At 67.0% G+C, this 12,257-nt stretch carries 17 protein-coding genes; 4 read left to right on the forward strand and 13 right to left on the reverse strand.

The window, feature by feature from the left end; genetic code table 11:
* Positions 1-87: 87 nt before the first annotated feature.
* The 3 genes from ACTTAI_RS16615 to ACTTAI_RS16625 are packed head-to-tail and all read right to left on the reverse strand — an operon-like array spanning position 88 to position 1,907.
* Complete coding sequence (locus ACTTAI_RS16615; protein WP_444452625.1) at positions 88-525, reverse strand: hypothetical protein; 438 nt, start codon at positions 523-525, stop codon at positions 88-90.
* Entirely contained in the window at positions 525-1,463 is a 939-nt protein-coding gene (locus ACTTAI_RS16620; RefSeq protein WP_444452626.1) for a phage tail tube protein, read from the reverse strand. The genes ACTTAI_RS16615 and ACTTAI_RS16620 overlap by 1 nt, the downstream gene beginning before the upstream one ends.
* A gap of 24 nt (positions 1,464-1,487) precedes the next feature.
* Positions 1,488-1,907, reverse strand: coding sequence for an acyl-CoA transferase (locus ACTTAI_RS16625; protein WP_444452627.1), 420 nt, complete (start codon positions 1,905-1,907; stop codon positions 1,488-1,490).
* 55 nt (positions 1,908-1,962) lie between these two features.
* Between ACTTAI_RS16625 and ACTTAI_RS16630 the strand changes: the two genes are divergently transcribed.
* A complete protein-coding gene (locus ACTTAI_RS16630; RefSeq protein WP_444452628.1) occupies positions 1,963-2,751 on the forward strand; it encodes a hypothetical protein in 789 nt (262 codons plus the stop codon).
* Between the two features lie 33 nt (positions 2,752-2,784).
* On the opposite strand, the gene ACTTAI_RS16635 is transcribed toward ACTTAI_RS16630, so the two are convergent.
* The 8 genes from ACTTAI_RS16635 to ACTTAI_RS16670 form a co-directional block, all read right to left on the reverse strand.
* Entirely contained in the window at positions 2,785-3,414 is a 630-nt protein-coding gene (locus ACTTAI_RS16635; protein WP_444452629.1) for a DUF6441 family protein, read from the reverse strand.
* A complete protein-coding gene (locus tag ACTTAI_RS16640; RefSeq protein WP_444452630.1) occupies positions 3,411-3,722 on the reverse strand; it encodes a head-tail joining protein in 312 nt (103 codons plus the stop codon). Before ACTTAI_RS16640 ends, ACTTAI_RS16635 begins: the two co-directional genes overlap by 4 nt.
* Positions 3,722-4,057 (reverse strand): DUF2190 family protein, encoded by a 336-nt coding sequence (locus tag ACTTAI_RS16645; RefSeq protein ID WP_444452631.1) that lies wholly within the window; start codon positions 4,055-4,057, stop codon positions 3,722-3,724. Before ACTTAI_RS16645 ends, ACTTAI_RS16640 begins: the two co-directional genes overlap by 1 nt.
* A gap of 74 nt (positions 4,058-4,131) precedes the next feature.
* Positions 4,132-6,168, reverse strand: coding sequence for a prohead protease/major capsid protein fusion protein (locus tag ACTTAI_RS16650; protein WP_444452632.1), 2,037 nt, complete (start codon positions 6,166-6,168; stop codon positions 4,132-4,134).
* Between the two features lie 4 nt (positions 6,169-6,172).
* Complete coding sequence (locus ACTTAI_RS16655) at positions 6,173-7,693, reverse strand: phage portal protein (protein ID WP_444452633.1); 1,521 nt, start codon at positions 7,691-7,693, stop codon at positions 6,173-6,175.
* On the reverse strand, positions 7,693-7,902 hold the full coding sequence (locus ACTTAI_RS16660; RefSeq protein WP_444452634.1) for a phage head-tail joining protein: 210 nt from the start codon (positions 7,900-7,902) through the stop codon (positions 7,693-7,695). Before ACTTAI_RS16660 ends, ACTTAI_RS16655 begins: the two co-directional genes overlap by 1 nt.
* Complete coding sequence (locus tag ACTTAI_RS16665) at positions 7,902-9,812, reverse strand: phage terminase large subunit family protein (RefSeq protein ID WP_444452635.1); 1,911 nt, start codon at positions 9,810-9,812, stop codon at positions 7,902-7,904. Before ACTTAI_RS16665 ends, ACTTAI_RS16660 begins: the two co-directional genes overlap by 1 nt.
* Positions 9,727-10,323, reverse strand: coding sequence for a terminase small subunit, Nu1 (locus ACTTAI_RS16670; protein WP_444452636.1), 597 nt, complete (start codon positions 10,321-10,323; stop codon positions 9,727-9,729). Before ACTTAI_RS16670 ends, ACTTAI_RS16665 begins: the two co-directional genes overlap by 86 nt.
* 115 nt (positions 10,324-10,438) lie before the next feature.
* Here ACTTAI_RS16670 and ACTTAI_RS16675 point away from each other — a divergent pair, with 115 nt between their 5' ends.
* The 3 genes from ACTTAI_RS16675 to ACTTAI_RS16685 all read left to right on the forward strand — a co-directional run bounded on the left by ACTTAI_RS16675 (position 10,439) and on the right by ACTTAI_RS16685 (position 11,525).
* Complete coding sequence (locus ACTTAI_RS16675) at positions 10,439-10,621, forward strand: hypothetical protein (protein ID WP_043869402.1); 183 nt, start codon at positions 10,439-10,441, stop codon at positions 10,619-10,621.
* 9 nt (positions 10,622-10,630) lie between these two features.
* Positions 10,631-10,918, forward strand: coding sequence for a hypothetical protein (locus tag ACTTAI_RS16680; RefSeq protein WP_444452637.1), 288 nt, complete (start codon positions 10,631-10,633; stop codon positions 10,916-10,918).
* 94 nt (positions 10,919-11,012) lie between these two features.
* On the forward strand, positions 11,013-11,525 hold the full coding sequence (locus ACTTAI_RS16685; protein ID WP_444452638.1) for a DUF3489 domain-containing protein: 513 nt from the start codon (positions 11,013-11,015) through the stop codon (positions 11,523-11,525).
* Between the two features lie 53 nt (positions 11,526-11,578).
* Here the strand turns inward: ACTTAI_RS16685 and ACTTAI_RS16690 are convergent, their stop codons facing one another.
* Both ACTTAI_RS16690 and ACTTAI_RS16695 read right to left on the reverse strand, forming a co-directional pair.
* Positions 11,579-11,803 (reverse strand): DUF7220 family protein, encoded by a 225-nt coding sequence (locus ACTTAI_RS16690; RefSeq protein WP_444452639.1) that lies wholly within the window; start codon positions 11,801-11,803, stop codon positions 11,579-11,581.
* Positions 11,800-12,090, reverse strand: a complete 291-nt coding sequence (locus ACTTAI_RS16695; RefSeq protein WP_444455824.1) for a hypothetical protein — start codon at positions 12,088-12,090, stop codon at positions 11,800-11,802. Before ACTTAI_RS16695 ends, ACTTAI_RS16690 begins: the two co-directional genes overlap by 4 nt.
* Between the last annotated feature and the right edge of the window lie 167 nt (positions 12,091-12,257).

The following is a 12,257-nucleotide window of genomic DNA, read 5'->3' on the forward strand; positions in this document are numbered from 1 at the left end:
TCACCGCGCCAGGCAGGACGCGGAGTTGGCCGCCGAGGCGGCCGACCAGGTCCCAGACCTGCCAGCCCTCCGGAGTTTCTGGACGGTTCAGCCGCGCCGGGCAGTCCGGGCAGGCTTGCGCGCAGGCTTGGCAATATCGTTCGCCCCCGCCGAAGGACCATTCGGCGAGAGCGCGGAGGCGTTTTTTTCCTGCTCCAGCAGCAGGCCCTTGGAGACGTAGGTCAGTTGGAAGGCCTCGAAGATCGGCCAGACGTCGAGCAGCGCATCGATGGCCTCGGGGCTCGGCTCGATGGGGTTGCCGTCCGCATCGCCGATACCGTCCCAGGCAAGCACCGCCCGCCGCGCCAGCGCCTTGGCGAAGGCCACTGCGCGTTCCTCGTCGGAGGCATCTTCTGGAACAGCTTCCACGGCCGGATCGCTGCGCGTCGCGACCATCAGCGCGGTGGTCAGCGGGCGCAGCTGCACCCGCACGCCGGGGGCGAGGTCGTGCCAACGCGGCGCGTTCGTCAAGTCGAGCGTCAGCATCAGTAGGTCTCCACATCGTTCACAAGGGTTGCCGTGCACATCCGGCCGACGACGCTGTCGCGCGCGGCCTGCCAGTCGAAGGTCGCCTGCACGCCCTGCGGCCCTGAAATCTCGATCCGGGGGCGCGGCAGGTAGACGGCATGCACGGTGAAGGTGAAGCTCTCGCCCGAGGGCAGGACGTAGGCGAACTCGAGCTCGCAGGGATCGCCGTTGATCGCCTGCGTCACCAGTGTGCTGTCGGAGAAACGGACTTCGATGGAGCCGGTCAGCGCGGCGATGGACGGGTCCGCGCCATCGATGCGGCCGTCCGAACGGATGGTTTCGATGCGGTCGAGGTTGTTGGCGTAGGTGATGTCGGCCGAGACCACGTTTCCGAGGGCCGAACCGTTTCGGGTGATCGACCCGTTGAAGTGTCCGAAGCGCTTCAGCTCCAGCGTCGCGGGTGTGCCTGCGCTGGTCGTCGTGCCCACCGTCTCCCCCTGCGCCACCAGCCGGGCGGTCGCGGTCAGCAGGCCAGACCGCTGCATCTGCCAGGTGATCTGGTCGAGCACGCAGCCGGAGTACATGGCAAAGCGCGGCACCTCGGGCATGCCGGTCTCGATAGAGAGGCTCGGCAGCGTCCACGCACCGGACCGGAACTCGTGTGTCCAGGGGCCGGTGCCGGTCGTGGTCGGGTCGCCGAAGGCGGCCTTCAGCCAGAAGCCAAAGGCCTCCGCGTCGAGCGGGACGACGACGTCCCCGTCGGCCGTCACCGCGTCCTTGATCGGCGCGAGCGGATCGCGGCCGTAGCCCAGCAGCTTGGAGTTCAGCAGTGGCTGCTCCGCGCCGAGCGAGGTGCTGGCGAAGGGCATCTTCGTGAAGCCGCCGACGGGCGGCGTGCCATAGACGGTCTCGAACGCAAACGCCATCTGCGCCCGCGCCCCTTGGGCTCGTGCCATGTTCTTCTCCTGTTGTCGGTTGGGTCAGGCCAGCGGGTCGGCCGTGGAATAGTGCAGCACCACCGGGATGACCGCGACCTTCAGGCTCGCCGCGCCCTCGACCGGCAGATCGACGGACCGTGGCGCTTCCGCCTCGACCCAGTCGCAGAGCCCACCCAGCGTCCTGTCCGTGGCGAGCGCCGCGCCGACGCTGGCGGTCAGCGTGTCAAAGGCGACGTCACGGTCGGCGCCCTGCACGACCGCCTCGATCTCGGCGCGATGCTGGTAGTGGTAGCGCAGGGGCGAGAGCGTTACGTCGGGTTCTCCCGGTTCGCCGTCGCGCAGGATCAGCAGGCCTTCGGCCGGGACCCGCTCGGGCAGCACGTCGCCGCGCAGCGCGGTGGCGGGCAACCCCGAAAGCCGCGCGTGCAGCGCGGCGAGGATGGTTTCGCGAGTAGTGGGCATCTTGGAAAGCCGTTCGCTTACAGATACTTCATAGATTGTCAGCGGAGGATCGAGGTTGCAGCCTATTCTTTACCCGAAATACCAACATGTAATTGAGTCACGAGGCGCTTCGGCTTCAAATGATCCGGCACTCGTGGTGGATCAAAGCGCACGAGATACCGTCTTCTACATGCCATTCGAGTATGTAAATGAGCGCGCTAGGATCGTGATTGTCGGCATTACGCCGGGACCGAACCAAATGGCGCTCGCATACGATGAAGTTAAGGCGCTGTCCTCCAGAGGAATGAACGAGGATCAGATCCTGTATCAGGTGAAGAGCCTCGCGGCGTTTGGGGATGAATCAATGCGCCCCAACCTTGTGAAGATGCTAAATGCAATGCAGATCAACGAGTTGATAGGCATCCGAGACGCCGGTGAGCTTTGGTCAACTTCGTATGACGCACTCCATGCCACTTCCGTCATTCCGCATGCTGCGTTCAGGAATGGGAAGATGTTCGCTGGCAGCTTTGACCAAGTTCTTCGATCCGAGGCCTTCGCTGCCGGTTTCCAAAGGGATTTCCTGCCATCCTTGCAAGCCTTGCCACACAATGCCTTCTTCCTTGCGCTTGGGCCTACGCCCCTTGAAGCGCTCCAATGGTGCGTTGCGCAGGGACACATTCAGGAGGAACAACTTCTCGGAGCACTCGCGCATCCCTCACGATCCAGCGGAAGCCAGGTCGACATCTATCTTGGCCTGAAGGATCCGCAGGATCTGAACCCGAAGGATCCGGTCCGTTATCGCGTCGACTGGCTGCAACGCGCATCACAGTCGCTGAGACAGAAGCTTCGGAAACTCGCTATGTAGGCACCTGCCAAGTAACCGGCTCGTCGAAGTTTCCTACAGCTTCCCCTCCACCCAATTCGCCACGATCAGACCCGGCACGCCGTCCAACGCCCGGTCTGCATCTCGTGCGAGATCCAGCCGCTTCGGCAGCTTGACCTGCGGCACCAGCAGGAAGATCGGCGCGGTGACCTTGCCGCGTCCGGTCTTCGATCGCGACACCACCGCCTGGCCTTTAGTGTTCAGCCGTCCTTCGGCCACCAGCAGGCTCGGTCCCGTGCGGCGATAGACGAACCGCAGGCGGAGGCCACGGCGGCGCTCCCATTCGCCGGGCGTGATCCGGCCGCCGCGCAGCGACTTGCCTGCGGCAGGCAGCGGGATCGCGAGCCAGAACCCATCCTTGGAACGGATCAGCGGGCCGGTGTCATGCGCGCCGATGATGACCGGCGCCTGGGACCAGACCAGCGCGGCGGCATCAAGGCTCTCGCCAGACTTTGGAAACGTCTGGCTGCGGATCGTGTTGGCGAGGCGTGTGCCAAGCCCTGCGCCGGTGACCTGCAAGCGCCACGCGGCCTTCAGCCCGGTCCCAGCCTCGCGCATCGCGGCGGTCACCGCGCGCTCCCCCGCCGTCACCTCGGCTTGCATCATCGCGACGATGTCGGGATCGATGTTGAGCTTAAGCCTCACGCGGGCCTCAGATCGACGATCCAGACGAGCCGCTCGCGGTCGCGGACGGGCTCGCCCTGGATGAGGAAGGCGTCGCCCTCGATCTCGATCCGGTCGTCGGGGCGCGGGTTCGCCACCTCGGTCACCTGCAGATCCACGCGCGTGGTCTCGGACCAGATCCTTGCATCGCCGAAATCCGTAACCACGTCCGCGCGCCGGGTGACGGCGCGCACCAAGACGGGCGCGCCGCCCTCGGGCGTGTAGACAGCGTCCCTGCCGATGTTTGGATCGGCAAAGAGCGCACCCACGGCGGCGGCGAAGGCAGTCATCAGAAGCTGCCGTTGAGCCGCACCCGGCCGATGGTGTCGCCCGCGCCGCTGGCCACCGCCTCGATGGCGACGCCGATCAGCGTGTTCGAGGTCGCCACATTAGTGGTGCGCTTGTTAGTGTCGTCCCAGTAAATCCTGGCACCTGCGGTCCAGGCCTGCGAGCCAATCTTGGTGATGTCGAAGACGCCGGTGAGCGCGGTCTCGACGCTCTCGCCGAGGGCGGCGGTGCCGCTGGCGATGCCGAAGATGGAGCCGACGAGCAGGCCATCGCCGGAGGCGACGGCATAGGGCGCGGTCAGGGTGATGGTGTTGCCGGGCTGGACGGAGTTTTTCATGGGGGTGATCCTCGTGGAAAGACGAAGGGCGGCCCGTTAGGACCGCCCGTGTGTCAGGGTTCAGGATGTGGGCCTTACGCGCCCGGATTTTTGTAGAGGCCGCGCCAGTCGATGGCCTTGGCACCGAAGTCGAGGCGGCACTTGATCTCGACGCCATCCACATCGAAGCCGTTGCGGGTCTCGATATAGGCGCCCTGTTGTCCTTCGAGATAAGCGTATTCGATGGTGTCGATCTGGTTCGGCGAGGCCGCCAGATACCAGGCGGTGGCGCTGGCGGCATCGAGGCGCGGCTCGCTGATCGGCGAGAGCGTGCGGATCGATTGCGGTACTACGCTAGAGGTCGCGGCGGGGACGAGGTTCTGGGCGACCAGCTGCTCGGCCTTCAGTTCTAGCGCGGCGGGCACGATCAGGAAGGCGGGGCGGATGTTCAGCACCGTCTTCTTGTCGAGCCCGGTCTGCAGCGCCATCGCCGCCCGGGCCGCGCCTACCGCATCGACGGCCAGCGCTGCGCCGGTGCCCGCGAGGTTCTTGTGGTTGGCGTGGAAAAGCGCCGTGCCATCGGCCATGGCCGGGTTGGCGGTGATGATGCCCCAGACCACGTCCGACTCCAGCTGCGCGATGGAGTTGCCGTACATCGCCGGGATCCGGGTGAAGGCGTCGAGATCGTCGTTGATCAGCACCTGCCGGGTGATGGCGACCACCCGGCCATAGGTCTTGACCTTGTAGCTTTCCTTGCTCTCGCCCAGCGTGCCGCGCTTGAACTCGCCGCTCTCGCCCACTTCCAGAAGCTGCGGCGCCTCGCCGAGCTGGACGCGGTGCATCGACTTGAAATCGGTGGCCAGCACCTGGCGGCAGAAGAGCGCGAAGGTGCGGGGATAGGCGTCATAAGCCTGCCGCAGGGTCTTGTTGGTGACGGCCGAGAGGATCTCGGGGAAGTCCGAGGTCGTGTGCAGTGCGCGCGTCGCCACCTCATCACGCGACAGGCCGCGCGTGTTCACCCCGGAATTGCCAAGGCTTTCACGGGCCAGTTCCAGCAGGGTCATGCCGCGATACTGGCGCGCGGCGTCCTCCAGCGGGAACAGCGTCGGGCTGTAGCGGTGAAGGAGCGCGTTCGCCACGGCATCGCGGCGGGTGATGCGCTCGTCCCGGCCGCCAAGGGGGACCGAGACATGCGGGAAGGTCCGGGTCTCGTCGGATTTCGCGGCGACCTGGTCAAGGATCAGGCGGCGGGATTCATCCACACTGATCTCGCGCTTGACCAGATCCTCGGCAAAGCTGCGCTCGAGGTTCAGGCGGCCCGCCAGATCGTAGATGGTCGAGACGCGGTCGCGCTCGGCCTCGCGGGCGCGGGTCGCGATGGCCTCGGTGTCGGGGGCCTCGGGCTTCAGGGCATTGGGCTGGCTGCGCGTCTCAGCCGCGCGCGTCTGCGCCTCAGCCGCGCCGGTCTTGTCGTCGGGCATGGTGATCTCCTCGGTCGCTGCCGTATCGGTTGTGTCGTCGGCCGGGGCGGCCGGGGTCGTCTTGTCGGTCATCGGGGATGCTCCTTCGCTGGTTTCGGCGTCCCGGCGATGGAGGACGCAATCGTGATGTTCGCCCTTGGCGCGGAAGCCCGCGGCGGGATCGGCGCCGACCGGCACAGCCGAGATCTCGAACGGGGTCCAATCGATCGCGCGCCAAAGCTCGCGCCCGCCATCGAGTTTCGAGACGTCGAAGCGGTGGACCTGGTAGCCGATCGAGACGGCCCTGATGTGCCCGGCCTGGATGTCGCGCCAGATCGGCTCGACATCGGCGCGCTCGCTGATCCGGACCTGCGCGATGCCGCGACCATTCTCGATCCGCACCGAGCCGGGCACGACCGAGCCGATCACCGCGTCGAGCGTGTCGATCTCATGGACCTTCAGGAACGGCGCGCCCGCGTTCAGCCGGTCGAGGCGGACGTGGGCGGGGTCGAGGCTCAGTTCCTCGTCATAGGGCTCGCCGAAAAAGGTGGCGCGGCGAACGCGGGCGCCCGCCGACCAGATCACCTCGACGGTGCGCGCGCCATTGTCGACGCTGTTCGGCGCAAGCTCCGCCGACCGGCGCAGGGCCGGCAGTTCGATCATTGTATCCATGGGGTCAGTCCTGTTGGTCAGTCTGCGCTGGTGTGATTTCCGTATCGGCGGGGGCTGTCAGGTCGCCCGCCTGCGCGCTGCCGGTCTTGGTGACGCGGCGCGGGTCGCTGTCGAGCACGAGGCCGAGGTCGTCGAGCTTCGCGTTGGTCGCGGCGATTTCCGCCAGCACGGCGTCGGGGTTGCGCCCCTGCCGGGCGATGGCCTGCGCCAGCGTCATGGTGCCCGACCGGATGGCCAGCAGGTCCGCCATCGCGTCCTTCTGCGGATCGACGGCCTCGAACTTCGGCGGCTGCCATTCGACCGGGACATCGGGTGTCGGGATTTGGCCCGCCGCCCAAGCGGCTTCCGTGAACCAGCGCCAGACGGGCGCGCAGAGCATCGGAATGAAGAGCTGCCACTGGACGGCGTCGATCATCCGGCGGAACTCCACGAGCCCCGCCCGGATCGAGGAGTAATTCACCTGGGACAGGTCCCCGGTCAGCAGCTCGTAAGGCACCCGGAACCCGGCCGAGATCGTGTGCAGGCTCGCCCGCTTGTATTCGCCATAGCCGCCGGTTGCGGCGGGTTGGTTGAAGCGGATGTCCTTGCCGCCGCGTGCATAGGCGATCAACCCCGGCTCGAACTGCTCCACGCGGTTGCCATCGGCATCGACCACCGAGGGCGCGATGCCCTGCTGCGCCTCGTCATCGCCGAAGACGATGGCGGTGACGCAGGCCTCGGTCTTCTTGCGGACCAGTTCGGCAACCTCGTAGTCGTCGAGATCGCGCAAGCTGCGGATCACCGGCGCGCCCCAGGGAACGCCGCGCGCCTGCGTGCGCTGCTTCTCGTAGATGTGGGCAATCTCACTCGCAGGCACCGGGCGGCTCTGCAACCCGTTCTGCAAGGCCCCGTAGGCGTCGCCCGGGTGCTCGGCATGGAGCCAGTAGGCCCGGCGTTTGCCGACTGGGTCGAACTCGATCCCTTGGACCAGCCGTCCCGCGCCGATGGCGCCGGATTTCGTGGCGTCGAGGAAGTCGGCCTCCAGCACCTGCAGCTGCAGCGGTACTGGAAGACCGTCGCTTGCCCGCCGCAACCTTCGACGGATCAGGACTTCGCCCGCCTCGACCATCTCGCGGCAGATCAGCGTCTGCAGGCCGTAGAAGTCGAGCTGGCCGTCGGCATCGCACTCCGCCGTCCAGCGCTCGAAGAGCGCATCGACCTTCCGGTCGAGCTTGTCGTCACCGCTCGCGGCGCGCGGCATGATCCCTGCGCCGATGATATTGTTGACCAGCACCGCGACGGCTTTAGCCGCATGCGGGTTGTTGCGCACCAGATCCCGCATCCGGTCGCGCAGCAGCGCACCGGCCAGCTCGATCTCGGTATCGGCAGAGGATCCCGGCGCCCGCCAGCCCTCCGTCCGCCGGCCTTTCGCGGCCCCGTCATAGCCCCGTGTCAGGGTCTCGAAGGCATGACGGGCCAGGAAACGGCGGGCTGCAGCACGTGGGGCGACGGAGGCAATAGCCCTATCGAACCAGTTGGCCGACATCAGCGATCCCCGCGCGAAAAGCCCGTCAGCCCGGCTATGGGCAGCGGCCGTGTGGTGCCCGCGATGGCGCGCTCGATGGTGCGGATGCGCGCGAGCAGGTCCTCGGCCGAGCCGTAATCCACCGATTTGCCGTCATAGCTGACCCGGGTCGTGCCACTGGCATAGGCCCGGCGCAGCGCCGAGAGCTCGGTTTCCGTCCAGTCCGTCATCAGAACCATCCTCCGCGCCGCCCGAGCCAGTCGGAACGGCGCTTGCCCTGCGGGGCCTGTCCCGGCCGGTTGATCTGCCCGGCGGGATCGGTGTCGGTGGGGGCGGACCCGAGCTGATCCTCGAGGTTGCGCCATTTCTCGTCAGTCCAGCGGTCCGCGCCCGCGATCCAGGCGGCGGCCCGGGCATAGACCCGGCAATCCAACGCCTCGTTGCGTTCGCGCAGCTTCTGCCACTCCAGTTTCGCGAAGCCGCGCTTGGTGCGGACGGTCACCAGTTGCTCGGCCACGACCTGCTTCAGCCACTCGCTTTCGACCCATGTCGGCAGGTGGATCGTTCCAGGCGGAAAGACCGCGCCCTCGGCCATCTCCTCATCGGTCGGGCGCGCCAGCCGCAGAAAGCGGTACGTCTCGGCCTTGAAGGTCGAGACTGCCACGGTCCAGAGCCGGGCCCCGCGCCGCAGGCGTTTCCCGCCCTCGGTCGCATCGACAAAGGTCGGCCCCGACACCGGGCTCGAGCGGTTGAACCCCTCGACGCCTTTGACCGGCGACACCTGCGCGAAGCCCTGCGCCCGCGACCAGGAATAGACCGCCGGGGCCTCGTAGCCGGTGTCGATGGCGAGCCGCGCGACCCTGAGATGCGCGCCGCGTTCGTGAGGCCAGGACCGATCCAGCAGCGCGGTCAGCTCCGACCAGGCGTCATGCCGGTCCGGCCCGCCCTCGATCACGACGTGATCGACGAGCCAGCTTTCCAGCCCGCGGCCCCAGGCCCAGACGTCGACCTCGACCCGGTCCTTCTGCACGTCGGCCCCGGCCGTCAGGAACAGCCCGCCCGCGGGCACCATGCCCGGTTTCCAAGCCTCGCGCCGGTCGTAGAGCCGCTGCCAGTCTGGCGCTTCCCCGGTCTCGACCCATGTCTCGCCCAGCGACGTGTTGACGAAGGTCTTCATCGTCTCGTCCCCGCCGGAACGAGCCGAGAGAAAGGCTCGCACCATCGCCTCCAGTCTGACCCATGGCGAGTAGATCTCGTTCAGGTGGAAGCCCGCCACGCCCGCGAAGGGCTGTTCCGCCACCCAATGTCCTTTTGAAACGGCCGCCCAGCGGGTCTCGTCCCGCCAAGCCGCATCGCATTCCGCGCAGTGGTAGCGCGCCGTTTCGGGCCGGTGGTCGCCCTCGGGCCCCTTGCTCCAGCGCACCTGTGTCCAGGTCAGCACCTGTTCCGCCCCGCAGTCAGGGCATGGCACCCAGAACCGGCGCTGGTCGCTTTCCTCGAAAGCTGCCTCGATCCGGCTGGTGCCCTTGTTCGTGGGCGTCGACACCAGCACGATCTTGCGGTTCCAGAAGGTCACCGTGCGTTTCCTGGCAAGGTTGACAGGATCGCCCTCGGCACCTGCGCTGAACGGGTAGCGGTCCACCTCGTCGCACAGCAGAAGACGGATCGGTCGGCTGGCCAGACCCGAGGGCGCGTTCGCGCCCACGATGGTCAGATGCCCGCCCGGAAACCGCTTGTGCAGGATCTTGTTGTTGCCGTCGCGCGAGCGCGGATCGGCGATCTTGCCCTGAAGACAGGGCGTGTCGCGGGCCATCGGCGAGAAGCGGTCCTTCGACCAGGTTTCCGCGTCGCGCTCGGTCGGCATCACCACCATGATCGGCGCGGGATCCTGATCGATGTGATAGCCGCAGGCGTTGTTCAACACCTCGGTCTTGCCGACCTGGGCGGAGGACATGATGACCACCGTCTCGGTCGAGGCGTCCGAGATCGCCTCCATGATCCCGCGCTGATATTCGGCCCGGCTCGTGCGCCATTGCCCGGGTTCGGCGCTGGCCTCAGAGCTCAGCCGTCGGTTCTGATCCGCCCAATCGCTGATCGTCAGTTCCGGCGGCGGGCGCAGCACCTTCAGCGCCGTCTCCACCGTCCGCTTCAGGATCGGCGAGCCCGTCAATGTCAGCGCTGGCTTCGAGTTGGACATCTGGCTGCGCGAGATCATCGAGCACCTCGCGGATGGTCATTCGGATCAGGTTCCGGGTGTCTCCGACGGTTGATTGTTCAAAAACCTGCGGCGCCAACCGGTCCGGCAGCGCGAGCAAGCGGGTGCGCAGAAGCGCCAGGACGGCGATCCAGGCGGCCTCGATCTGCTCGGCCGCGATCAGCGCGCCGCGCTTTTCCTCGGCCTCCATCTCGGCGAGATCAGCCCGCGCCCGAATGAAGCGCGCCCGCTCGGCCGCGTAATCCGGCGCACCGGCCTGCGCCTTCGTGGCTTGATCGCGCAGGTAGCGGACATAGCCGCGCACCGAGCCGATCAGGTCGTACTGGCCGCGCTCGGCCTTCGGGATCACGCCCTCCCGGCTCAGCTGCTGGACCCGGCGCTCCGAGAGATCGAGGAGCCGCGCGATCACGCCGATGGGTTGCGTGGCTGACGACATGAGATGATCCGCGATCTGCGATTAAAGCCATGTAATTGCTGCGATTATACTGGATGATGTGCCCCGGCAGAGCGAAGCTGATCCTACAACAACGATGCACCCCACGGAGCCTGCCATGACCCTCGCCGAACGCTACAACCTCGAAGCCGCCCGCCTCCTTCCGCACATGGCCGCCGACCTTCAGGTCGATCCTGCCATCACCCGCGCGACCGAGATCGACGAGATCGTCTTCCGGCGCGGCGAGTTTCTGGGCGGCATGGCCTGCGCGATCCTTGCGATGATCGAGCAGAAGAACTGAGGGGGCAGGATGATGACCGAACGCCACCAACTCTGCGCCGAAAAGGCCCGCAGGAACCAAGGTGAGACCGGTTCCGCCACCGGTTCAAGAAACCGGTCGAACGCACTGGCGGCCTTCATGGAAAAGAAGGCCGACATCGACGCGATGCTCGCCCGCCTGCAAAGCCTGAGCGACGACCACTTCAACGCCCACCCCGATGAGATCAATTGGGGCCATGTCGGCACCCTCGAACACTATTCCAACCTGCTGAAGCGCATCACCGACAGCGCGTTCGGCGAAGGCGAATTCGCAGGCTGACCTCCGGCATTTCCGGACCCTTGCCGCGCGCTGGCGCGGCTTGGGGTCGTAGAAGGGATCGCGACGGCCGCGACCCAAATACGGAGACGACCCCATGACCCAGCTTTCCGACACCCAAGCCATCATCCTCAGCGCCGCCGCCCAGCGGCCCGAGCATATCGCCCTGCCGCTGCCCGAGAGCCTGCGGGGTGGCGCCGCCGCCAAGGTGGTCGGCGCGATGCTCGCCAAGGGCTTCCTGCAGGAGGTCGACGCGGACCTGCGCAAGGGAGAACCCATGTGGCGCGAGACCGGCGACAGCCACGGCGTCACACTGGTGGCCACCGACGCGGGCCTCGCCGCCATCGGCATCGAACCGGACACCTCCGCCGCCCCCGAACCCGCGCCAAAAGCGCGTACGCCGCGCGAGGGCACCAAGCAGGCCACACTGATCGCCATGCTGCGCGCGTCGGACGGCGCGACCATCGAGGAGATCATGGCGGCGACGGGCTGGCAGTCGCATACGGTGCGCGGCGCGATGGCCGGGGCGCTGAAGAAGAAGCTTGGGCTCGAGGTGACCTCAGAGAAGGTCGAGGATCGGGGGCGCGTTTACAAACTACCCGCCGCCTGACGCACCGGACTCCGAAAAGTCGATGACCGCCGTCCCTCCGGGGCGGCGGTCGATCATTTGGCGCCCCGCATCCGGTTCGCCTCAAACACCCGCCGCAAGGCGAAGGAACGCGCTATCGACACAATGGTGAAGACCGCGCCCATCTTCAGGTTCTGCGCCAGCGTCGTGTGCAGGCCGAAGATCGGAAAGATCAGGATCTGCGTGACGACCTCAACGCCGTAGCCGACGATCACGTTGGCAACGGACTCGATCAGCGACATGAGGCGGGACTGCTTCATGCCTCCACCTCATCCATCTGCCAGCAGTTCAGCTGCCAAAGTTCTGAGCGCATGCGCCGCAACCAGCGGGACCACGCCGTTGCCACAGAGGCGAAGCCGGTCCACCCGGTGGGCCAGCCCATCAGCGCCTCGACGAACAGCGGGTTCAAGGTCCGGCGCGGCTCGGAGGTATCGCTCCCAGCCATCGGCGTCACCAGGACCTGGCGGCCAAGCAGGCCGTTCACCGGCGTGTTCGCCAGCGTCGTCGCGCCATCCTTGTGATCCCGCGCCGTCGGCGTCATCCACATCCCGGCCGCGTGGGTCAGGTCCGCAGTCCGCCGGTTGCCCGCGCTCGGCTTGCATCCGTCGTTCGCCATCGGGGTCGGCCAGTCCCGCGCCAACCGGTCGAGACCTTTCTCGTCGCGCCTGTCGCCGCCCCGGCTCCGAAAGCTGTCGGTCTGCGGCGTCGGCCAAA

The sequence above is a fragment of the Rhodobacter capsulatus genome (assembly GCF_052363175.1).
Lineage (GTDB): Bacteria > Pseudomonadota > Alphaproteobacteria > Rhodobacterales > Rhodobacteraceae > Rhodobacter > Rhodobacter capsulatus_D.

Bases quoted from the DNA above. Each gene is read 5' to 3' on its own strand.
- ACTTAI_RS16615 (WP_444452625.1), bottom strand. From the start codon at position 525: ATGCTGACGCTCGACTTGACGAACGCGCCGCGTTGGCACGACCTCGCC.
- ACTTAI_RS16620 (WP_444452626.1), bottom strand. From the start codon at position 1,463: ATGGCACGAGCCCAAGGGGCGCGGGCGCAGATGGCGTTTGCGTTCGAG.
- ACTTAI_RS16625 (WP_444452627.1), bottom strand. From the start codon at position 1,907: ATGCCCACTACTCGCGAAACCATCCTCGCCGCGCTGCACGCGCGGCTT.
- ACTTAI_RS16640 (WP_444452630.1), bottom strand. From the start codon at position 3,722: ATGACTGCCTTCGCCGCCGCCGTGGGTGCGCTCTTTGCCGATCCAAAC.
- ACTTAI_RS16645 (WP_444452631.1), bottom strand. From the start codon at position 4,057: ATGAAAAACTCCGTCCAGCCCGGCAACACCATCACCCTGACCGCGCCC.
- ACTTAI_RS16650 (WP_444452632.1), bottom strand. From the start codon at position 6,168: ATGGATACAATGATCGAACTGCCGGCCCTGCGCCGGTCGGCGGAGCTT.
- ACTTAI_RS16655 (WP_444452633.1), bottom strand. From the start codon at position 7,693: ATGTCGGCCAACTGGTTCGATAGGGCTATTGCCTCCGTCGCCCCACGT.
- ACTTAI_RS16660 (WP_444452634.1), bottom strand. From the start codon at position 7,902: ATGACGGACTGGACGGAAACCGAGCTCTCGGCGCTGCGCCGGGCCTAT.
- ACTTAI_RS16670 (WP_444452636.1), bottom strand. From the start codon at position 10,323: ATGTCGTCAGCCACGCAACCCATCGGCGTGATCGCGCGGCTCCTCGAT.
- ACTTAI_RS16675 (WP_043869402.1), top strand. From the start codon at position 10,439: ATGACCCTCGCCGAACGCTACAACCTCGAAGCCGCCCGCCTCCTTCCG.
- ACTTAI_RS16680 (WP_444452637.1), top strand. From the start codon at position 10,631: ATGATGACCGAACGCCACCAACTCTGCGCCGAAAAGGCCCGCAGGAAC.
- ACTTAI_RS16685 (WP_444452638.1), top strand. From the start codon at position 11,013: ATGACCCAGCTTTCCGACACCCAAGCCATCATCCTCAGCGCCGCCGCC.
- ACTTAI_RS16690 (WP_444452639.1), bottom strand. From the start codon at position 11,803: ATGAAGCAGTCCCGCCTCATGTCGCTGATCGAGTCCGTTGCCAACGTG.
- ACTTAI_RS16695 (WP_444455824.1), bottom strand. From the start codon at position 12,090: ATGTGGATGACGCCGACGGCGCGGGATCACAAGGATGGCGCGACGACG.